This is a genomic window from Acidovorax sp. WCS2018Noco2-16, assembly GCF_031843945.1.
Lineage (GTDB): Bacteria > Pseudomonadota > Gammaproteobacteria > Burkholderiales > Burkholderiaceae_C > Paracidovorax.
Map to the genome: position 1 here is coordinate 1027259 of NZ_JAVTJJ010000001.1, position 19335 is coordinate 1046593.

At 66.7% G+C, this 19335-nt stretch carries 21 protein-coding genes; 13 read left to right on the plus strand and 8 right to left on the minus strand.

The genetic code is table 11. The annotated features are described in order from the left end of the window. The first annotated feature begins 104 nt into the window (after positions 1 to 104). A complete protein-coding gene (locus RQI28_RS04650) occupies positions 105 to 1076 on the plus strand; it encodes a tripartite tricarboxylate transporter substrate binding protein (protein WP_311221388.1) in 972 nt (323 codons plus the stop codon). A gap of 113 nt (positions 1077 to 1189) precedes the next feature. Here RQI28_RS04650 and RQI28_RS04655 read toward each other — a convergent pair whose 3' ends face one another. Then, positions 1190 to 2203, minus strand: a complete 1014-nt coding sequence (locus RQI28_RS04655; protein WP_311221389.1) for a helix-turn-helix domain-containing protein — start codon at positions 2201 to 2203, stop codon at positions 1190 to 1192. A gap of 110 nt (positions 2204 to 2313) precedes the next feature. Between RQI28_RS04655 and RQI28_RS04660 the strand changes: the two genes are divergently transcribed. After that, a complete protein-coding gene (locus RQI28_RS04660; protein ID WP_311221390.1) occupies positions 2314 to 2952 on the plus strand; it encodes a cysteine hydrolase family protein in 639 nt (212 codons plus the stop codon). A gap of 32 nt (positions 2953 to 2984) precedes the next feature. Here the strand turns inward: RQI28_RS04660 and folK are convergent, their stop codons facing one another. The 4 genes from folK to hda are packed head-to-tail and all read right to left on the minus strand — an operon-like array spanning position 2985 to position 6618. Continuing rightward, on the minus strand, positions 2985 to 3482 hold the full coding sequence (folK, locus tag RQI28_RS04665; RefSeq protein ID WP_311221582.1) for a 2-amino-4-hydroxy-6-hydroxymethyldihydropteridine diphosphokinase: 498 nt from the start codon (positions 3480 to 3482) through the stop codon (positions 2985 to 2987). A 34-nt stretch (positions 3483 to 3516) separates the two neighbouring features. Further along, entirely contained in the window at positions 3517 to 5169 is a 1653-nt protein-coding gene (pcnB, locus tag RQI28_RS04670) for a polynucleotide adenylyltransferase PcnB (RefSeq protein ID WP_311221391.1), read from the minus strand. Further along, positions 5166 to 5867: an HAD family hydrolase gene (locus RQI28_RS04675; protein WP_311221392.1), complete on the minus strand. Its 702-nt coding sequence runs from the start codon at positions 5865 to 5867 to the stop codon at positions 5166 to 5168. Before RQI28_RS04675 ends, pcnB begins: the two co-directional genes overlap by 4 nt. 52 nt (positions 5868 to 5919) lie before the next feature. Continuing rightward, entirely contained in the window at positions 5920 to 6618 is a 699-nt protein-coding gene (gene hda, locus RQI28_RS04680) for a DnaA regulatory inactivator Hda (RefSeq protein WP_311221393.1), read from the minus strand. Positions 6619 to 6966: 348 nt separating this feature from the next. Here hda and purM point away from each other — a divergent pair, with 348 nt between their 5' ends. The 8 genes from purM to RQI28_RS04720 all read left to right on the plus strand — a co-directional run bounded on the left by purM (position 6967) and on the right by RQI28_RS04720 (position 12167). Beyond that, positions 6967 to 8010, plus strand: a complete 1044-nt coding sequence (gene purM / locus RQI28_RS04685; protein ID WP_311221394.1) for a phosphoribosylformylglycinamidine cyclo-ligase — start codon at positions 6967 to 6969, stop codon at positions 8008 to 8010. A gap of 14 nt (positions 8011 to 8024) precedes the next feature. Further along, entirely contained in the window at positions 8025 to 9098 is a 1074-nt protein-coding gene (locus RQI28_RS04690; RefSeq protein WP_311221395.1) for an AI-2E family transporter, read from the plus strand. A gap of 141 nt (positions 9099 to 9239) precedes the next feature. Beyond that, positions 9240 to 9800, plus strand: a complete 561-nt coding sequence (locus RQI28_RS04695) for an isochorismatase family protein (protein WP_311221396.1) — start codon at positions 9240 to 9242, stop codon at positions 9798 to 9800. A 28-nt stretch (positions 9801 to 9828) separates the two neighbouring features. Next, positions 9829 to 10137 (plus strand): DUF1272 domain-containing protein, encoded by a 309-nt coding sequence (locus tag RQI28_RS04700; protein ID WP_311221397.1) that lies wholly within the window; start codon positions 9829 to 9831, stop codon positions 10135 to 10137. Next, positions 10134 to 11147 carry a helix-turn-helix domain-containing protein gene (locus RQI28_RS04705; protein ID WP_311221398.1) on the plus strand — a complete coding sequence of 338 codons (1014 nt, stop codon included), beginning with the start codon at positions 10134 to 10136 and terminating at the stop codon, positions 11145 to 11147. Before RQI28_RS04700 ends, RQI28_RS04705 begins: the two co-directional genes overlap by 4 nt. Before the next feature lie 111 nt (positions 11148 to 11258). Next, positions 11259 to 11513: a hypothetical protein gene (locus RQI28_RS04710; RefSeq protein ID WP_311221399.1), complete on the plus strand. Its 255-nt coding sequence runs from the start codon at positions 11259 to 11261 to the stop codon at positions 11511 to 11513. After that, a complete protein-coding gene (locus tag RQI28_RS04715; RefSeq protein ID WP_311221400.1) occupies positions 11416 to 11775 on the plus strand; it encodes a GAF domain-containing protein in 360 nt (119 codons plus the stop codon). Before RQI28_RS04710 ends, RQI28_RS04715 begins: the two co-directional genes overlap by 98 nt. Then, a complete protein-coding gene (locus RQI28_RS04720) occupies positions 11772 to 12167 on the plus strand; it encodes a histidine kinase (protein ID WP_311221401.1) in 396 nt (131 codons plus the stop codon). The genes RQI28_RS04715 and RQI28_RS04720 overlap by 4 nt, the downstream gene beginning before the upstream one ends. A gap of 35 nt (positions 12168 to 12202) precedes the next feature. Here RQI28_RS04720 and ppk2 read toward each other — a convergent pair whose 3' ends face one another. Next, the gene (gene ppk2 / locus RQI28_RS04725; protein ID WP_311221402.1) at positions 12203 to 13117 is read right to left on the minus strand and encodes a polyphosphate kinase 2; all 915 of its coding nucleotides are present in this window, start codon (positions 13115 to 13117) and stop codon (positions 12203 to 12205) included. Between the two features lie 155 nt (positions 13118 to 13272). On the opposite strand from ppk2, the gene RQI28_RS04730 reads away from it, so the two are divergent. Continuing rightward, entirely contained in the window at positions 13273 to 14304 is a 1032-nt protein-coding gene (locus tag RQI28_RS04730; RefSeq protein WP_311221403.1) for a transporter, read from the plus strand. A gap of 14 nt (positions 14305 to 14318) precedes the next feature. Here the strand turns inward: RQI28_RS04730 and RQI28_RS04735 are convergent, their stop codons facing one another. Next, positions 14319 to 15179 carry a tetratricopeptide repeat protein gene (locus tag RQI28_RS04735; RefSeq protein WP_311221404.1) on the minus strand — a complete coding sequence of 287 codons (861 nt, stop codon included), beginning with the start codon at positions 15177 to 15179 and terminating at the stop codon, positions 14319 to 14321. Positions 15180 to 15234: 55 nt separating this feature from the next. After that, the gene (murJ, locus tag RQI28_RS04740; protein ID WP_311221405.1) at positions 15235 to 16800 is read right to left on the minus strand and encodes a murein biosynthesis integral membrane protein MurJ; all 1566 of its coding nucleotides are present in this window, start codon (positions 16798 to 16800) and stop codon (positions 15235 to 15237) included. A 129-nt stretch (positions 16801 to 16929) separates the two neighbouring features. Here murJ and rpsT point away from each other — a divergent pair, with 129 nt between their 5' ends. Further along, on the plus strand, positions 16930 to 17229 hold the full coding sequence (gene rpsT, locus RQI28_RS04745; RefSeq protein ID WP_272551520.1) for a 30S ribosomal protein S20: 300 nt from the start codon (positions 16930 to 16932) through the stop codon (positions 17227 to 17229). A gap of 308 nt (positions 17230 to 17537) precedes the next feature. Beyond that, a complete protein-coding gene (mqo, locus tag RQI28_RS04750) occupies positions 17538 to 19250 on the plus strand; it encodes a malate dehydrogenase (quinone) (protein WP_311221406.1) in 1713 nt (570 codons plus the stop codon). Positions 19251 to 19335: the final 85 nt, after the last annotated feature.

Genomic DNA, 19335 nt, shown 5'->3' on the forward strand with positions numbered 1-19335 from the left:
GCGCGCCGAAACGTCATAGAGACCGGCACACGCAATGGGATGCCGATACGCCGCAGCAAACTCTGCTTGCTGCCAAGCAACACTTTTTTGCACAATGGCGGGCTATGAACCGCAGACCCCTTCTTCTTGGCGCCGCCGCACTGGCAGGCACTCTCGCATCTCCCTGGAGCCTGGCCCAGGACGCGCCCATCCGCCTTATCGTGCCCTACGCACCGGGCGGCCCGATCGATGTGACCGCGCGGGCGCTGGCCGAGCGCGTGCGCGACACGCTGGGCGTGGTGGTCATCGACAACAAGCCCGGCGCGGGCGGCAACATCGGCGCGGACGCGGTGGCCAAGGCAGCGCCCGATGGCCTGACCATCGGCATCTCCGCCACCGCCACGCATGCCGTCAACCCCTGGCTCTATTCGCGCATGCCGTACGACGCGGCCAAGGACTTCGTCGGCATCACGCAGATGGTGCGCGTGCCCAACGTGGTGGTCGTGAACGCAGCGCGTGCTGAGCAGCTGAACATCCGCACGCTGGCCGACCTGATCGCCTACGCCAAGGCCAACCCCGCCAAGCTGAACTACGGCAGCGGCGGCAACGGCAGCGCCGGCCACCTGGCGGGCGAGATGTTCAAGCAGCGCGCAGGCATCTTCGCGCTGCACATTCCCTACCGCGGCGCCAGCCCCGCCCAGCTGGCGCTGCTGGCCGGCGAGGTGGACTTCAACATCGACAACCTGGCCGCCGCCGCGCCGAACATTCGCGCCGGCAAGCTCAAGGCGCTGGCCGTGACGTCGCTGGAGCCCAGCCCCATGCTGCCGGGCGTGCCAGCACTCTCCAGCCTGTACAAGGGCTTTTCCATCGACACCTGGTGGGGCCTGGTCGCCCCGCACGGCACGCCCAAGGCCGTGGTCGCCAAGCTCAACAAGGCCTTCACCGATGCGCTGAAGGCGCCGGAAACGAAGACGCGCTTCACCGCGCTGCTGGCCGAACCCGTGCCCACATCGCCCGAGCAGTTCGACGCCTTCATGGCGTCCGAGCGCGCCAAGTACCAGCAGGTGGTGAAGGCGTCGGGCGCCAAGGTGGACTGAGTTTGGCTCCTGGCAAGGGCAATGCCCCACACCAGGATGTTTTTAAGCAAAAAAGGCTGCTAGCGCTTATTCCATAAGCGATAGCAGCTATGTTTTTTATAGCATCCAGTTTTTTACACCGCCGCCCGAAACTGCCGCCGGTAGGCCGATGGCGCAATGCCGACCGCGGCCGCAAAGTGCTGCCGCAGCGACACGGCAGAGCCAAAGCCCGCCTGGACGGCCACAGCCTCGATGGACTGATCGCCACCTTCGAGCAGGCGCTGCGCCAGCGCGATGCGCTGGTTCTGCAGCCACTGCCCCACCGTCGTGCCGGTGGACTGCCGAAAGCGGCGCGTGAACGTGCGCGGGCTCATCACCGCGCGCTCGGCCAGCGACTCCAGCGTGTGCGATGCGTGTAGGTGCTCACCCAGCCACTGCAACAGGGGCGCCAGCCGATCCCCGCGCACCGATGGCGCCACCGGCTGCTGGATGTACTGCGCCTGCCCGCCTTGGCGGTGCGGTGCCACCACCATGCGCCGTGCGGCCCGGTTGGCGGCTTCGGCGCCGTGCTGCTGGCGCAGCAGATGCAGGCAGCAGTCGATGCCCGCCGCCGTGCCGGCTGAGGTGAGCAGCAACCCGTCTTCGACATACAGCACCTCGGGACGGAGCAACACCTGCGAATAACGCCGCGCAAACTCGGGCGCCAGCGCCCAGTGCGTGGTGGCCGCGCGGCCGTCCAGCAACCCGGCTTCTGCCAGCACGAAAGCGCCCAGGCACAAACCCACGATGCGGGCGCCCCGGCGGTGCGCGGCCCGCAGCGCCGCCAGCAGCTCAGGCGGCGCGGGCGCCAGGTGGTCGTGCCAGGACGGCACCACGACGATCTGCGCGCGCTGCAGCACTGCCAGCCCATGGCTCACTTCGATGCCGAAGCCAGCAGAGGTGCGCATCGGGCCGGGCGCTACGCCGCACACCCTCAGCCGATAGCGGGGCTCGCCATGTTCCGTGCGGTCCTCGCCAAAAACCAGGCACGGCACCGACAGGTGAAACGGGCTGATGCCGTCAAAGGCCACCACGGCAACGGTGTCCGGAGTGGTTGGAGTGGTTGGAGTGGTTGGAGTGGTTGGAGTGGTTGGAGTGGTGGCTTTCATGATGTCTTGATTCTATCGATAGGTGTCAATCAGGCCACTTCTCGTGATAAGGCATTGCGCGAACAATCAGGTCCGTTCCCTCTACGCAACTCCCACCCAAGGACTTAGAAATGACCGCATCCACCAACGCCCCACGCCGCGCCCTCGTCGTCATCGACGTGCAGAACGAATACTTCGCCGGCGGCAACCTGCCTATTGAATTCCCGCCCGTTGCAGACACGCTGCCCAACATCCTTCGCGCCATGGACGCGGCCCAGGCGGCCAAAGTGCCGGTGGTGGTGGTGCAGCACACGGCGCCATCCGGGGCGCCGGTCTTCGACAAAGCTACCGAACGCTGGCAGCTGCACCCCGAGGTCGCCCGCCGCCCTGCCGACCACCGCATCGAGAAGCAACTGGCCAGCGTGTTTGCCGGCACCGATCTGGCCGAGTGGCTGGCCGCCCGCAACATCGACACGTTGACCGTCGTGGGCTACATGACCCACAACTGCGATGCCAGCACCATCTTTGAGGCGGCGCACCGCGGGCTGGAGGTGGAGTTTTTGAGCGACGCCAGCGGCGCCCTGCCTTATGCCAATGCCGCCGGCCGCATCACCGCCGAGGAGATCCACCGGGTGTTCAGCGTGGTGTTCCACAGCAACTTCGCGGCCGTGGCACCGACCAGCGACTGGCTGGCCGCGTTGCAGTCCGGCCAGGCCTTGCCCAAGGACGACGTGTACAGCTCAAACCAGCGCGCGCGCCAGAAGGCCTGACGCGGCAGCGGCTCACACCGCTTCAGGCCGGTTCAATTCCAGAACGCGTCGTCGAGCCGTTCGATCCGCTGGGATTGCACGGCGACCAGATCGGCCTGTGCAACCCTTTCGAGCGCAATGTCGGCCAGGGGCCGCAGCACGAAAGCCCGCTCGCCCATGCGCGGGTGGGGCACGGTCAGCTCAGGCGTGTCGATGCGCTCGTCGCCGTAGAGCAGCACGTCCAGGTCCAGCGTGCGGGGCGCATTGCGGTAGGGGCGCTCGCGGCCCGCAGCCTGTTCGATGGCCTGCAAGGCGTACAGCAGTTGGTGCGCAGACAGCGGCGTGGCTACTTCGGCCACGGCGTTCAGATAGTCGGGGCCGCCCGCATCCAGCGGCGCGCTGCGGTACAGCGCAGAAACCCGTAGCACCCGGCTGCCAGGCCATTGCGCCATGGCGCCCAGCGCACCCACCAGGGCAGCCCGCGCATCGCCCACATTGGCGCCCAGCCCGATCCAGGCGTGCACCACAGCGCCTTCGGGGCCTGGCTGCATGGAGTCGGCCGGCACAGGGCGACCTCGCTGTCGATCAGTCTTGCGATGGGCCGGACGAGTCCGCTGGCGCGGAGCCCTCGCCACCACCGCCCGTCGGCTTGCGGCGACGGCGGCGGCGCTTCTTCGGTGCGCCGCCGGCCTCGCCCCCGGCGTCTGGCAGGTCTTGCGCGCCGCCGTCGTGGTCGTCTCCACGGTCATCGCGGTCGTCCTGAGGGTCTCGCTCGCTGGCGGCTGATGCCTTGCCATCGGCTGCGGTCACGGGCTTGGGCACACGGCGCACCACGGGCTGCGCCTTCTTCTGGCGCGCACGCTGCTCTTCGCGGGCCTGGTCCAGCATGTCTTCGCGGCGGGCCTCATCGGCCTGCTGAAATTCCTGCCACCACTCGGCCAGCGCTTCGTCGATCTCGCCCACATCGGCACGCAGCCGCAGAAAGTCGAAGCCCGCACGAAAGCGCAGGTGCGTGACCATGCTGAAGGGTGTAGCGCCCGCGCGCTTGTCAAAGCGCGGCTGCATGACCCAGATCTCGCGCATGTCTGCTGCCAGCTTGCCGCGGCCCGACACGTCGCCGATGCGCTGGTCGAACACATCGTCGATGGCGCCCTGCAGCGCAGGGAAAGGATGTTCGCGTTGCGCCAGCCGCCGGTCCCAGCCGGTCTTGACGTCTTGCCACAGCACGCAGGCCAGCAGAAAGCTGGGCGCGACCGGCTTGCCTTCGCCCACGCGGCGGTCGGTGTCCGTCAGCGCGGCATGCACGAACGGTGTCTCTGCCCGCTCCACCACCACGTCCAGCAGCGGATAGATGCCGGTGGCCATGCCCAGCTTCTTTAATTGCGCGATGGTGGCCAGCGCATGGCCGGTCTGCAGCAGCTTGAGCATTTCGTCGAACATGCGGCTTTGCGGCACGTCGGCCAGCAACGCCTGCGACGCGATCAGCGGGCCGGCCGTCTTGGGCTCGATGGTGAAGCCCAGGCCAGCGAGCTTGGCAGCGAAACGCACGGCACGGATGATGCGCACCGGGTCTTCGCGGTAGCGCGTGGCCGGGTCGCCGATCATGCGCAGCAGCAGCTTCTTGGCGTCCTGAATGCCCTTGTGGTAGTCGACCACGATCTGCGTTTCGGGGTCGTAGTACATCGCGTTGACGGTGAAGTCGCGGCGAGTGGCGTCTTCGTCCTGCGGACCCCAGACGTTGTCGCGCAGCACGCGGCCGCTGGCGTCCACCGCATGCGTCATGCCGGCCAAAGCCGCACGCGAGGTCTTCTCGTTGCCGCTGACCTGCTGCTCGATGGCGGTGTTGTCCAGGTAGGCGCGGAAGGTGGAAACCTCGACCACCTCGTGCTCGCGGCCCCGGCCATGCACCACGTGCACGATGCGAAAGCGCTTGCCGATGATGAAGGCGCGGCGAAAGAGGCCCTTGACCTGCTCGGGCGTGGCGTTGGTGGCCACGTCGAAGTCCTTGGGTTTGAGGCCCAGCAGCAGGTCGCGCACGGCACCGCCCACGATGTATGCCTCGAAACCCGCTTCCTGCAGCGTGCGCACCACGTCGGCAGCGCGGCGGTCCACCAGTTCGGGGTTGATGCCGTGCACGGATGCGGGCACTTCCTCGCGCTTGCCGAAACGGTGCTTGCCGCCCGCGTGGGCGGAGCTGGAATCCTTGCCCAGCAGCTTGTCGATGAACTTCTTGATCATGTGTTGGAAGGGAACAGGTCCAGTATGCGCCAGCCACGTTGCTGGGCGAGCGCTCTCAGGCGCGGGTCGGGGTTGGTGGCCACCGGATGGTCGACTCGTTCCAGCAAGGGAACGTCGTTGAGGGAGTCGCTGTAGAAGGTGCTGTCGACATCGCCCCAGCCCCAGCCGCGCGCCTGCAGCCAGTCGTTCATGCGCTGCACCTTGCCTTCGCGCATCGACGGTACGCCGCGCACCGCGCCGGTGATCCAGCCGGATGCATCGCGCTCCAGCTCGACAGCCAGCAAGTGCTCGACGCCCAGCGCCTGGGCGATGGGGCCGGTCACCAATTCATTGGTGGCGGTGATGATGACCACCACGTCGCCCGCCTCGCGGTGGCTGCGCAACAGCTCGATCGCTTCGGGGCGAATGGCGGGTGTGATGACTTCCTGCATGAACTGCGCATGCGCCGCACTGCTGGCCTCGGAGCCCTGCACGCGCACGGCTTCGGTGGCAAAGCGCACGTAGTCGTGCACGTCCAGCGTGCCGGCCTGGTAGTCGGCGTAGAAGGCGTCGTTGCGGCGGCCGAACTCCGTGCGGTCGCACCAGCCCAGGCGAATGGTGAACTCGCCCCACTCGTAGTCGGAATCGAGCGGCAGCAGGGTGTGGTCCAGGTCGAACAGGGCCAGGCGAGGACGTTGCGCTGCGGTGTCAGGGGTCATGCGGTGCAAAAGGGAAATGAGTGAAATCGAAAGTCGTAGGCGGCGTGGCCGTCTATTCCGACTCGAGCATGGCCTTGATCAGCGGGATGGTAATGGCACGCTGGGTGCGCAGCGCGAAGCTGTCGAGCTCGCCCAGCAACTGCATCAGGCTGCCCAGGTCGCGCGAGAAGCGGGCCAGCATGAAATTGACCACCTCATCCGACAGGAAGATGCCGCGGGCATCGGCCTCCTGGCGCAGCACGGCGCGGCGCGCGGCGTCGTCCAGCAGTTGCAGCTGAAACACATGGCCCCAGCCCAGGCGGCTGCGCAGGTCGTCGCGCAAGGGCAGGTCGGCCGGTGGCAGTTCGCCGGCCGCCAGCACCCAACGGGGCGTGCCCACGGCCGGGCTGATGGCGTTGACAAACCAGTTGAAGGCGGCCGCTTGCTGTGCGGTGTTGTAGAGGTGCACTTCGTCCAGCACCACGGCAGTCCAGCGTTCGTCGAAAGCGGTGGGGAAGTTCACCGACGCATCCAGCCAGCCGACGCTGCCGCCGTGCTCGCGCAAGGCCTCGCGCACGGCTTGAAGCAGGTGGCTCTTGCCGCTGCCCGGCTCGCCCCACAGGTAAGTGGGCACGGGTGAGCGCGGCGTGCCCGGTACACCATCGCCCACGGCCAGGCGCAGATGCTGCAGGGCGGCCGCGTTGTCGCCGGCATGAAAACGCTCCAGCGTCGGACCGGTGGCCAGGCCAATGTCCAGCGCCAGTTGCTTCATGCGCTGCGCCCTCCGGCCGACGATGCACGCATCGGCGCTGCGATGCGCGCGGCGGCTCGGTTCGGTGGACGGCTCAAGGTGGGCATGGTGGACAGGAAGCGACAGGGCTGGAAAGCCCGAAACAGAGGCGGTGGGACGAAAAGAAAAGGGCCGAGGCCGGTAGAACCGGGCCGGGCACACCCGAAGAGCGTGCGGCGCCGGATTTTAGCTGCCGCCAGAGGCTCTGGCGGAAGGCCGCATCCGCTATCGCGCCGCACGCCGCGCGGGAATTGCCGCCCACGCCCGGGCGCCCGCTTAAAATCCACGGGTTCCGGTCCGCCGCGCGGGCCACCAGCACCCTTCCATTCCATGAGCTCTTCCGCCTCCAACACCCCCATTTCCTACAAAGACGCCGGCGTCGACATCGATGCCGGTGACGCGCTGGTCGAGCGCATCAAGCCGCTGGCCAAGAAGACGATGCGCGAAGGCGTGCTGGCGGGCATCGGAGGCTTCGGCGCCCTGTTCGAGGTGCCCAAGCGCTACAAGGAACCCGTGCTGGTCAGCGGCACCGACGGCGTGGGCACCAAGCTCAAGCTGGCCTTTGAATGGAACATGCACGACACGGTGGGCATCGACCTGGTGGCCATGAGCGTGAACGACGTGCTGGTGCAAGGCGCCGAACCCCTCTTCTTCCTGGACTATTTCGCCTGCGGCAAGCTGGACGTGGACACGGCCGCGGCCGTGGTGGGCGGCATCGCCCGCGGTTGCGAGCTGTCGGGCTGCGCCCTGATTGGTGGCGAGACGGCTGAAATGCCTGGCATGTACCCGGCTGGCGAATACGACCTGGCGGGCTTTGCCGTCGGCGCGGTCGAAAAAGCCAAGATCCTGACGGGCAAGACCGTGGCCGTGGGCGATGTGGTGCTGGGCCTGGCGTCCTCGGGCGTGCATTCCAACGGTTTCAGCCTGGTACGCAAGTGCATCGACCGCGCCGGCGACACCGCCCCCGCCACGCTGGACGGCAAGCCGTTCAAGCAGGCCATCATGGAACCCACGCGCCTTTATGTGAAAAACGTGCTGGCCGCGCTGGCTGCTCACCCGATCAAAGCCCTGGCCCACATCACCGGCGGCGGCCTGCTGGAGAACATTCCCCGCGTGCTGCCCGAGGGACTGGCCGCGCACCTCAAGGCCGGCAGCTGGCCGCAGACCGAACTGTTCGCCTGGCTGCAAAAGACAGCCGGCATCGACGACATCGAGATGAACCGCACGTTCAACAACGGCATCGGCATGGTGGTGGTGGTGGCTGCGGCCGACGCCGAAGCCACCGCAGCCACGCTGCGCGCGGCCGGTGAGACGGTGTATGCCATCGGCACGATTGCCGATCGCGCGAGCGGCGCCCCGGTCGTGGTCGCCTGACCGCACGCCGGCCCATGGCGCAGCAGCCCCCCGCAAACGGAGCCCCGCCACCCCGCACCGATGTGGCCGTGAGCCGGGCCCCGGAGCAACCCGTGGCACGCAGCGTCGCTGCCGCCAGCTATCTGTTGATGGCGGCGGCACTGCTGCTGGTGATGTGGCGCGGCCTGCTGCCCGGTTTGCTGTGCGTGTGCCTGGGCTTTTTGCTCACGCGCTGGCTGGCTAACCGGTTGGGCGCCACCCGGCTGCAGCGTCGGCCTGCAGAAATACTGGCAGCCGCGGCCGTGATGGTCGGGCCCATGGTGGCCGTCCTGCTCGCGCTGTCGCACTCGCGCAGCTACGTGGTCGACGCACCCCAGCAATACCGCGACCTGCTCGATTTCATGGCCCGCACGGTGCTGGAATTGCGATTGAAACTGCCTGCTGACATTGCCGCGCAGCTGCCCGAAGGTGCCAAAGAGATCCAGCGCGTCATCGCCAACTACCTGGGCGCGCAGGCCGGCGCCCTGGCCGTGGCCGGGCGGGCCTGGCTGGGCGCATTGCTCTATGCCTACGTAGGCCTGCTGATCGGCGCGCTGGCTGCCGTGCGCACGGTGCAGGCATCCGACCGGCCCCTGGTGCGCCACCTGTCGCAGCGCGTGGCACTGATGGGCGAGGCCTTCCGCCAGATCGTCGCCGCCCAGTTCTGGATCGCCGCATTCAACACCCTGCTGACCGCCATCTTCCTGCTGGCGGTGCTGCCGCTGTGGGATCTGCGCCTGCCCTATACGCCCGCCCTGATCACGCTGACATTCGTCGCGGGCCTGGTGCCCATCGTGGGCAACCTGCTGTGCAACGTGGTCATCACCATCGTGGGCCTGTCGGTGTCGCCGGTGGCGGCGGCCGCCTGCCTGGCCTTCCTCATCCTGATCCACAAGGCCGAATACGTCATCAACGCCAAGGTGGTGGGCCTGCGCACGCACATGGGCGTGTGGGAGCTGCTGTCGGTGATGTTCGTGGCGGAGGCCGTCTTCGGCCCGGCCGGGCTGGTCGCGGCGCCACTGTTCTACGCCTACCTGAAAAAAGAACTGGAAGCTGCGCGGCTGGTGTGACCCTGGCAGCGGGTGGCACTTGCTGCCACCTTGGTTATTTCATGTCTGAAAATGATCGATTTCAGTCCGCCTGTGACGGGACATGAGCCCGCAGCGCTTGAACAATAAGCGCTACCAGCCACCCCTGCGCGGAGCCCCACCATGAAAACCTGTCTGATAGTGATCGACGTCCAGGAATCATTTCGCCATCGGCCGTATTCGACCGAACGCGACATTCCGGCCTACCTCAGCGCCCAGAATGCGTTGATCGAAGGCTGCATGGAACGGGGCGTGCCCATCGTGCGCGTGCTGCATTCCGACGGCCCAGCGGAGGCCGGCAACCCGTTTTCGCTGGAGTCGGGCCACGTGCGCCCACTGGAAGGCCTGGCGCCCTTCACCGAATCCGCCCGCTTCGTAAAGCATCGCCACAGCGCGCTGGTCGGCACCGGACTGGATGTGTGGCTCACCGAGCATGGCATCCAGCGGCTGATCGTCAGCGGCATTCGCACCGAACAATGCTGCGAGACCACCACGCGCCATGCCAGCGACCTGGGCTGGCAGGTGGACTACGTGATCGACGCCACACTCACCTTCGACATGCAGCAGCCGGACGGCAGGCCCCTGCCGGCCCACGAAATCAAGGCCCGTACGGCCACCGTGCTGACCGACCGCTTCGCCACGCTGTGCACGGTGAGCGAGGCGCTGGCCCGCGCCGCCGCCTGATCGCCACGCCTTGCCAGAGAACCGACAAATGCTTGAACTGCGCCCCACCTGCGAGCACTGCAACACCGCCCTGCCCCCGGCCACCACGCAAGCGCGCATCTGCAGCTTTGAATGCACCTTCTGCGCCGATTGCGCCGAAGGTCCGCTTGAGCACACCTGCCCCAACTGCGCGGGCGGCCTGGTGCCGCGCCCGGTGCGCCCCGCGCGCGACTGGCGCGGCGGCAACTACCTGGGCGCCGAACCGGCCAGCACCGCAGTCAAACACCGCCCTGCCGACCTGGCGGCGCATGCCCAACTGCTCGCCCGCCTGAACGGTTTGCCGCCTGAGGCGCGATGACCTCCACCGCCAGCACAGGCACCAGCACCAGCGCGATCCGCGTCGTCTTCGTGCTGTTGCCGGACAGCCTGGTGCTGGACTGGGCTGGCCCGGCAGAAGCGCTGCGCATCGCCAACCAATGCCTGGTGAACGTCGGCCAGCCTGAGCGCTTCCGCATCGAATTCGCCGGGCCCGCGCCCACCACGCGCGGGTCGGTGGGCGTGCAGATCAGCGGCCTGCTGCCGCTGCCTGCTGCATGGGACGCCACCACCACCTGGATCGTGGTGGTCGGGCAGCCGGGCAGCACCATCGACGTGAGTGGCGAAGAGGCGCGAACGCTGCTGCATTGGCTGCGCGGCCAGCGGCTTGAGCGCGGCCGGCTGGAACTGGTGACGATCTGCGCCGGCGCCGTGCTGGCCGCGCACGCCGGCCAGCTGGCAGGCCGCCGCGCCACCACGCATCACCACCATCTTCAGGAATTGAGCGCCACCGAGCCACGCTGCGACGTGGTGGCAAACCGCGTGTTCGTGGCCGACGGCCCGGTCTTCAGCAGTGCGGGCGTAACCGCCGGCATCGACCTGATGCTGCAGCGCATCGCCGATGTGTGCAGCCCCGCCATCGCCGCGCAGGTAGCGCAGACCATGGTGGTGGCGCTGCGCCGCGGCCCGCACGACCCCGAGCTCTCACCCTTCCTGCACCACCGCAACCACATGCATGCCGCCCTGCACCGCGTGCAGGACGCCGTGGGACAACAGCCGCAGGCAGGCTGGACGGTGCCGGGCATGGCGGCAGTGGCCACGACGTCGCCGCGCCACCTCACGCGGCTCTTTATCGAAAATGCGGGCATCGCGCCGCTGCAGTACCTGCGCCGCATCCGGCTGGCGGTGGCCGAAGCGGCCTTGCGCTCGGGCCACAACGTGACGGAGGCGGCGGCCATGGCGGGCTTCAGCTCCGACACCCAACTGCGTCGCGCATGGCACCAGTTCGAGCGCCCGGGCACGCCCTCGCAGGGCAGCGGTGCGCGCCACTGACCACGTTGCGGCGCATCTGCCTTCGGGTTACAAACAGGCACCGGCGGCCGACGCAAGCGCCGCGCCGCACTCGGGTTGCCATTGACGTGACCTGCACACCGCGCTCAACCCATGCAAGAGCCGACCACTCCCGCCAACGAAGACGACCGCCTGCGCGTGCTGCGCGAGCTGTTGATTCTGGATACGCCGCCCGAAGAACGCGTCGACCGTATCGCCGCCTTCGCAGCGCAGGAATTCGACGCACCCATGGCGCTCATCACTTTGGTCGATGCAGACCGCCAATGGTTCAAGGCCCGCGTTGGCATGGATCTGGCGGAAACGCCGCGCCACATTTCTTTTTTGCGCGCACGCCATCCTGAATTCTGAAACCATGGTGGTTCCCGATGCCACGCAAGACCCACGCTTTCACGACAACCCGCTCGTCACCGGAGATTCGAACGTACGGTTCTATGCCGGCGCACCGCTGACCCTGCCCAGCGGCGAAAGCGTCGGCACGCTGTGCATCATCGACAGCCAGCCCCGTGCACTCGACCACGTGGAACTGGCCATCCTGCAATCGTTGCGCGATCTCGCCGTTGAAGAACTGGCACGCGGCACGGCTTTGCCTGGCACGGAGGCCGCACCGTGACCGCACCAGTCCACCAGGCGCGCCGAGAGATCCTGCTGCTGGAGCCCAGCTCCATGACCGGCAGCATCATCGTCGCCACCGCACGGCAGCTGGGCCTGCTCCATGTGCGCCAGGTCAACAGCGTGCGCCACGCACAGGCACAGCTACAAAGCGCCTCCATCGGCAGCATGATCGTCTCGCTCGACGAGGCCGCCGAGACGGTCGATCTGCTGCAAAAGCTGCGCGCTTCAGAATTCGCGGCGCCGCCCGACATGCCGGTCGCCATCACCACCTCGCTGATCGATGCGGACACGGCCGAACGGCTGAAGGCGCTGCGGGTGCGCCGCATCCTGATCAAGCCGTTCAAGGTGCGCAACGTCATCTCGGCCATCGAGATTCTGGTGGCCAGCTGACGCCGTTGCGCTCGCAGCCTCGAAGGCGGTAGCTGTCAGTACCGCTCGGGCACGTACATGCTGGCGGGCACGGGCTGGCGGAAATATTCCGGGTTGCGCACGCGGTCTGGCAGCACGATCTCGGGGTGCGGCACCTCGGTGTAGGGCATTTGCTCCAGCAGGTGGGCGATGCAGTTCAGCCGCGCCTTCTTCTTGTCCACCGCCTGCACCAGCCACCAGGGCGCCTCAGGAATGTGGGTGCGCTCCAGCATGGTTTCCTTGGCCTTGGTATATGCCTCCCAACGCTTGCGGCTTTCCAGGTCCATGGGGCTGAGCTTCCACTGCTTGAGAGGGTCGTGAATGCGGCTCAAAAAGCGCAGATGCTGCTCCTCGTCGGTGATGGAGAACCAGTACTTGATAAGCGTGATGCCCGATCGCGCCAGCATCTTCTCGAACTCGGGCACCGAGCGAAAGAACTCTTCGTACTCTTCATCGGTACAAAAACCCATGACGTGCTCGACACCCGCGCGGTTGTACCAGCTGCGGTCGAACAGCACCATCTCACCCGCAGCGGGCAGGTGCGCCACGTAGCGCTGAAAGTACCACTGGGTGCGCTCGCGGTCGTTGGGCGCGGGCAGCGCAGCCACCCGGGCCACGCGCGGGTTCAGCCGCTGCGTGATGCGCTTGATGACGCCGCCCTTGCCGGCTGCATCACGCCCCTCGAAGAGGATCACTACTTTCTGCCGCGTGTGCTGCACCCAGTCCTGCAGCTTGACGAGCTCACCTTGCAGCCGAAACAGCTCGCGGAAGTACGCCTGGCGCGCCGCCTTGTCCACAGGCAGCGCGTTGCCCGACTCGTCCAGATCGCGGTCTTCGATCTCCAGCTCGAGCTCCTCGTCGTAGCCGTCCATCAGTTCGCTGGCGATGCGCTGCATGAGGTCCTGCGTGTCAAAGGATGTGTTGTGGAACATGAAAGAGCAGCCCGATTGAAAGAAGCACCATCGTGGCGCCCGGCAGTGACAGCCTTGTGACATGTTGCACGTCCGTCACATGGTTGTCACGGGCGGCGCGCAACATCGCGCCCCAATCGCACGCCCCGGCCGTCCCTTTTCCTACAAGCTTCCGCATGTCCGCTTCAGATGCTCTCGCCTCCCACTACGGCGGCGACGCGGCCGGCCTGATCTGCGGATATGTGTTGCAGGCCGGCCGCCCGGCCGAGGCCATCGACACCGCAGGTGCCGCCGAATGGCTGACCGCGCCAGCGCATCAGCCTGGTGGCGCAGCCCCGTTTCTCTGGCTGCACTTCAACCTGAGCCACGCGCAGGCCGTGCGCTGGGTGCAGCGCCATGCGGAGCTGCCCGATGCCTTCTTCGAGGCGCTGGGCGACGGCTCGCATTCCACGCGCATCGAGCGCGACGACGACACGCTGATCGCCGTGCTGAACGATGTGCACTTCGACTTCGCGTTCGAGCCCATGGATTTCGCCACTCTCTGGATCGGCGTCACCCCCCGCCTGGTGATCACCGCGCGCACGCAGCCGCTCAGGTCGGTGGATGCGCTGCGCACCGCCGTGCGCGAGGGCGACTGCCCGCGCTCCAGCGTGGCGCTGCTCGAACAATTGATGCGAACGCAGGCAGATGGACTGGTGGGCATCGTGCGCGGCGTCACGCAGCGCCTGGACCGCATCGAAGACGAATTGCTGGCCAGCCGGCTGGACCACAAGCGCGCCCGGCTGGGCCAATTGCGGCGCCTGCTGGTGCGGCTGCAGCGCCTGCTGGCGCCGGAGCCGGCCGCGCTTTTTCGGTTGCTGCAGCGCCCGCCCGGCTGGATGGCCGAGGAAGATGCGCAAGAGCTGCGCGATGCATCGGAAGAGTTTTCCGTCGTGCTGCGCGACATGCAGGGGCTGCAGGAACGCATCAAGCTCCTGCAGGAAGAGGTGGCCGCGAATGTGCAGGAAGCCAACAGCCGCAGCCTCTTCGTGCTGACCGTGGTGACCGTTCTGGCGCTGCCCATCAACATCCTCACCGGCTTGTTCGGCATGAACGTGGGCGGCGTGCCGCTGGCCGATGCGCCGCACGGCTTCTGGGTGATCGTCGCGGTGCTGGCGGTGTTCACCGCCGTGGCGGCCTGGCTGGCGCTCAGGCGCGGCGGGGACTGATACGGAGGCTGCGCTCAGTGCCGGCCATCGAGCGCGCGGCGAAGCGAACCTACGCGTTCGGCGATGGCATCGGTGTCCAGTGCATCTTCTGCCCGTGCAAGGTAGATCTCCAGATCGGCCACCGCTTGTTGCGTGTTGCCATATTCGGCATGCGCCAGCCCCCGGTCGCGCCATTCGCCCCAGGCGTCGGGCAGCAACACCAGCAACCGGTCTTGCACGGCGATGAGCCGGGGCCAGTCCTGCTGCGATCGGTGGATTTCCTTGAGGTTGCGCAGCATGCGCGCCAGGATGTCGCGCGCCGGCGATGCCTGCAGGTACAGGCCCAGGGGCACGTCGTAATCGTCCACCAGCCCATGGCTGCGCTTGTAGGGGTCGAGCCGCTCGCTCAGGTCTTCGCGCGACAGCGACTGGCCTGTCATCGGGTCCATCACCACCTGGCCCTTGGGCAGCAGCACCTTCAGCATGAAGTGGCCCGGAAAGGAGATGCCGTGCGCCTGCAGGCCCAGGCTCTGCGCAAGCTCCATCCAGATGATTGCCAGTGAAATGGGAATGCCGCGCCGCGTGCGCAGCACGGCGTTCAGGTAGCTGTTGTCAGGGTCGTAGTAATTGTTGAGGTTGCCGCTGAACCCCAAGTCGCTGAAGAAGAACTGGTTGAGCGTGCGCAGCCGCTGAAGGGGGGATGCGTCGGCCGGCAGGCGCCGCTGCAGGCGGGCCTGCAACTGGTCGACATCGCCCAGCAGCTGCTGCACGTCCAGGTCGGGATACTCGTCATGGGCGATGGACGCGGCGGCTTCGAGCAGCGGAACGCCCTCGCCTTCCTGCACCAGGGCGGCGAAATATTCGAGCGGCGTCGGGACGGAATAATCAAGCGACATGGGGGATTTGTACGGTCAGCGCACCGGGCACGTCAAGCCAGAGTACGGCACGGGGTCAACGGCGAAACAGCTGACGCAGCTGCAAGCCCGATGCTGCCAGCGCGCCAAAATAAAGCGCAGCAGCGCCCGCCAGCAGCAGGGCCAGCAACCCCGCACGCCGCGCGCTGGTCGCACGCAGCGCCAGCCAATCGAAGTGCTGCGCGCCCCATATCAGAAAGATGGCCAGCAAGGCGCTGGCAGCCACCACCTGCAGCCCGAACTTGAACCAGCCGGGCTGCGGCCTATAGCTGCCCCGTCGCAGCAGCCCTACCAGCAGCCACAGTGCATTCAACAGGGCGCCCAACCCGATGGACAGGGCCAGCCCCGCATGGGCGATCCACGGAACCAGGGCGATGTTGAGCAACTGCGTGAACACCAGCACGGCAATGGCGATGCGCACCGGCGTGCGGATGTCCTGGCTGGCGTAGTAGCCGGGCGCCAGCACCTTGATCGCCACCAACCCCACCAGCCCGGCGCCGTAGCCCGCCAAAGCCAGAGCGATCTGGCCCACGTCGCGGTCTTGCAATGCGCCATGGTGAAACAGCGTGGCCACCAGCGGCTCGGCGAAAGTCAGCAGCGCCACCCCGCTGGGCACGGCCAGCAGCACCACGATGCGCAGGCCCCAATCGAGCATGGATGAATAGCGGTCAGCGTCGCCCGCCGCCTTGGCCGCGGCCAGTTGCGGCGTCAGCACCACGCCCAGTGCCACGCCCAGCAGTGCGGTGGGAAACTCCATCAGCCGGTCGGCATAGAACAGCCAGGTCACGCTGCCTGGCGCCAGGTAAGAGGCGATCTGCGTGTTGATCATGAGCGAGATCTGCGCCACGCCCACGCCCAGCAAGGCAGGCGCCATGAGCCGCAGAATCTGCCGCACCGCCGGGTCGGCGAGCGCCAGGCGCACGCCACCCCAGGTCATGGCAATGCGTGGCAACAACCGCAGCCGGTGCAGCGCGGGCAGTTGCAGGGCGAGCTGCAGCACGCCACCGACCATCACGCCGCCGGCCATCGCGTAGATGGGCTCGATGCCGCGCGCGGCGAGCTGCGGCGCCCCCAACCAGGCCGCCACGATCATGCAGACGTTCAGCAGCACCGGTGTGATGGCGGGTATGGCAAAGCGCTTCCAGGTGTTCAACACCCCGGCCGACAGCGCCACCAGCGACATGAAACCGATGTACGGAAACATCCAGCGCGTCATCAGCACGGCCGCGTCGTAGCCGCCGCCCGTCTGCCGCAGGCCGCTGGCCAGCGCCCACACCAGCAGCGGCGCGCCGATGACGCCCAGCACGCAGGTCAGCAGCAGTGCCCAGAACAGCACGGTGGCCACATGGGCGATGAGCTGGCGCGTAGCCTCTTCGCCATGCCGGGCCTTGTGGCCCGCCAGCACCGGCACGAAGGCCTGGCTGAATGCTCCCTCGGCAAAGAGCCGGCGAAACAGGTTGGGAATGCGGAAGGCCACGTTGAAAGCGTCGGTCAGCGCGTTGGCGCCGAACATCGACGCCATAAGCAGATCGCGCGCCAGCCCCGTCACGCGAGAGGCCAGGGTCAGCAACGAAACGGTAGAGGCGGCTTTGAGCAGGGACACGGCCGCGAGTGTATGCGCAGCCCCGGTGGGAGCGCCGCTTTGCCGCGGCAAAGGTGCCCGGTCAGGTGTGCTGGGCTATAATCGCAGGCTTTGCTGACATCATCCTCAGACATCTAAGGAATTAATACCATGGCATCTGCCAAGCCCAAGAAAAAGAACCCCCGCCTCGCCTCCGGCCGCAAACGCGTTCGCCAGGACGTGAAGCTGAACGCTGCGAACACCTCGCTGCGCTCGAAGTACCGCACGGCCGTCAAGAATGTCGAAAAGGCTGTTCTGGCCGGCGACAAGACCAAGGCCACCGAACTGTTTGCGAAGATGCAAGCTGTCGTCGACACCATCGCAGACAAGGGCATCTTCCACAAGAACAAGGCTGCTCGCGATAAGAGCCGCCTGTCTGCCAAGGTGAAAACCCTGGCCCTGGCCGCCTGACCTTTCAGGCAAACAGCCCGGACGGCCCCGCCGTCCGCCGTTTGTAACGGGTGCGCTGTCAGCAAAAAAACGGAAAACCGCCTTCGGGCGGTTTTTTCGTTTCCGGCTCTGCCGATGGCATCCGTTCAGTGCCGTGGGCCTGCAAAACCGCACGCGCACTTCCACCTTGGCACTAGTACCAATTGACTAACGTCAAATTTCAACGACTTAACGACAATCCAAGGTTCGAGAAGGCTTTCGTCCTGAAAGCCGAAAAAGCCTGCAATCCGCTTGCGGGCTTTTTTCATTCGTCGAGCCTGAAGGAAGTCATGAAGAAGTCGATCAAAACAGGATTGGGTGCCGTGCTGGTGCTGATCCTGGCCTCGGTACTGTTCCTGTTCTGGCCACTAGTGCCGCGCTCCATCCCTGCGGCGGAAAACGAGCAACCCGTGGATGTGGTGATGGTGGGCGCTGGCGTCATGAGCACGACCCTCGCCACCTACCTGCAAGAGTTGCAGCCCGACTGGAAGATCGAAGTTTTTGAACGCCTGGATGGCGTGGCACTGGAAAGCTCCAACGGCTGGAACAACGCCGGCACCGGTCACTCCGGCTTTGCCGAGTTGAACTACACGCCCGAACTGCCCGATGGCTCCATTGAGACCAAGCGCGCCGTGGCCATTGCCGAGCAGTTCGAGGTTTCGCGCCAGTTCTGGGCGCACCAGATCGGCCGCGGCCACATGCAAAAGCCGGAAACGTTCGTGAACGCCACGCCGCACATGAGCTTCGTGTGGGGCGACGCCAACATCGAATACCTGAAAAAGCGCCACGCCGCGCTGACCAAGAATCCGCTTTTCTACGGCATGGAGTACAGCGAAGACCAGGCCAAGATCGGCCAATGGGCACCGCTGCTGATCGAAGGGCGCGACCCCCAGCAGAAGGTGGCTGCCACCTATATGCCCCTGGGCACCGACGTGGACTACGGCACCGTCACCAACCAGCTGATGCAAAGCCTGCAGAAGGCCCCCAACTTCAAGCTCAACCTGCAGCACGAAGTGCGCGCCCTGCGCCAGAACGACGACAAGACCTGGAACGTGACCGTGGCCAATCTGGCCGACGGCGCCAAGGAAAAGACCGTCAAGGCGAAGTTCGTCTTCGTGGGCGCGGGTGGCGCGGCACTGAAGATGCTGCAAGCCTCCGGCATTCCCGAATCGCGCGACTACGCCGGCTTCCCCGTCGGCGGCGAATTCCTGGCCATCGAGAACCCCGCGATCACCGCGCGCCACACGGTCAAGGCCTACGGCAAGGCCGCAGAAGGCTCGCCGCCCATGTCGGTGCCCCACCTGGACGCCCGCAAGCTCGACGGCAAGGACGTGGTGCTGTTCGGCCCCTTCGCCCTGCAGTCCACCAAGTTCCTCAAGCAAGGCTCGTGGTTTGACCTGTTCTCGTCGATCAACCATGACAACCTGCCCGGCATGTTGCGCGTGGGCATCCACAACCTGGACCTGGTGAAGTACCTGATGCAACAGGCCGTGCTGTCCGACGAAGACCGCCAGAAGTCGCTGCAGGAATACTTTCCCCACGCCAAGCGCGAAGACTGGCGCCTGGCCGTGGCCGGCCAGCGCGTGCAGGTCATCAAGCGGGACCCCAAGGAAGGCGCCGTGCTGCAGTTCGGCACCGAGATCGTCTCGGACAAGGACGGCACCATCGCCGCGCTGCTGGGTGCGTCGCCAGGCGCCTCCACCGCGCCGCACATCATGATCAACCTGATGACCAAGGCCTTCCCGCAGCAGATGACCGACACCGGCTGGAAGCCGCGCCTGCAGCAGATCGTGCCTTCGTACGGCCGCAAGATGAACGAGACGCCGGCGCTCACCAACGAGATCCGCCGCATGACGAGCTCGGCGCTGAACCTGCCGTACCTGGAAGTGCCGGCCGACGTGGCCACCAAGGCCCCCGCGGCCGCTGCGCCTGCCGTGGCTCCCGCGCCGCCCGCACCTGCCCCGGCAGGCCGTGCACTGAACAAGGAAATGCAGGCGCTGTAAGACAGGCGCGCCTGGCCTACCCGCATCAAGCCTCGCCCTGCCCTGTGCAGCGCGGGGCTTTTTCACGCCCCGATCAGGGTTGACG

Bases quoted from the DNA above. Each gene is read 5' to 3' on its own strand.
- RQI28_RS04695 (WP_311221396.1), top strand. From the start codon at position 9,240: ATGAAAACCTGTCTGATAGTGATCGACGTCCAGGAATCATTTCGCCAT.
- ppk2 (WP_311221402.1), bottom strand. From the start codon at position 13,117: ATGTTCCACAACACATCCTTTGACACGCAGGACCTCATGCAGCGCATC.
- rpsT (WP_272551520.1), top strand. From the start codon at position 16,930: ATGGCATCTGCCAAGCCCAAGAAAAAGAACCCCCGCCTCGCCTCCGGC.
- RQI28_RS04660 (WP_311221390.1), top strand. From the start codon at position 2,314: ATGACCGCATCCACCAACGCCCCACGCCGCGCCCTCGTCGTCATCGAC.
- RQI28_RS04690 (WP_311221395.1), top strand. From the start codon at position 8,025: ATGGCGCAGCAGCCCCCCGCAAACGGAGCCCCGCCACCCCGCACCGAT.
- RQI28_RS04650 (WP_311221388.1), top strand. From the start codon at position 105: ATGAACCGCAGACCCCTTCTTCTTGGCGCCGCCGCACTGGCAGGCACT.
- hda (WP_311221393.1), bottom strand. From the start codon at position 6,618: ATGAAGCAACTGGCGCTGGACATTGGCCTGGCCACCGGTCCGACGCTG.
- RQI28_RS04730 (WP_311221403.1), top strand. From the start codon at position 13,273: ATGTCCGCTTCAGATGCTCTCGCCTCCCACTACGGCGGCGACGCGGCC.
- purM (WP_311221394.1), top strand. From the start codon at position 6,967: ATGAGCTCTTCCGCCTCCAACACCCCCATTTCCTACAAAGACGCCGGC.
- RQI28_RS04655 (WP_311221389.1), bottom strand. From the start codon at position 2,203: ATGAAAGCCACCACTCCAACCACTCCAACCACTCCAACCACTCCAACC.
- mqo (WP_311221406.1), top strand. From the start codon at position 17,538: ATGAAGAAGTCGATCAAAACAGGATTGGGTGCCGTGCTGGTGCTGATC.
- pcnB (WP_311221391.1), bottom strand. From the start codon at position 5,169: ATGATCAAGAAGTTCATCGACAAGCTGCTGGGCAAGGATTCCAGCTCC.
- RQI28_RS04675 (WP_311221392.1), bottom strand. From the start codon at position 5,867: ATGACCCCTGACACCGCAGCGCAACGTCCTCGCCTGGCCCTGTTCGAC.
- RQI28_RS04700 (WP_311221397.1), top strand. From the start codon at position 9,829: ATGCTTGAACTGCGCCCCACCTGCGAGCACTGCAACACCGCCCTGCCC.
- RQI28_RS04710 (WP_311221399.1), top strand. From the start codon at position 11,259: ATGCAAGAGCCGACCACTCCCGCCAACGAAGACGACCGCCTGCGCGTG.
- RQI28_RS04715 (WP_311221400.1), top strand. From the start codon at position 11,416: ATGCAGACCGCCAATGGTTCAAGGCCCGCGTTGGCATGGATCTGGCGG.
- RQI28_RS04705 (WP_311221398.1), top strand. From the start codon at position 10,134: ATGACCTCCACCGCCAGCACAGGCACCAGCACCAGCGCGATCCGCGTC.
- folK (WP_311221582.1), bottom strand. From the start codon at position 3,482: ATGCAGCCAGGCCCCGAAGGCGCTGTGGTGCACGCCTGGATCGGGCTG.
- RQI28_RS04735 (WP_311221404.1), bottom strand. From the start codon at position 15,179: ATGTCGCTTGATTATTCCGTCCCGACGCCGCTCGAATATTTCGCCGCC.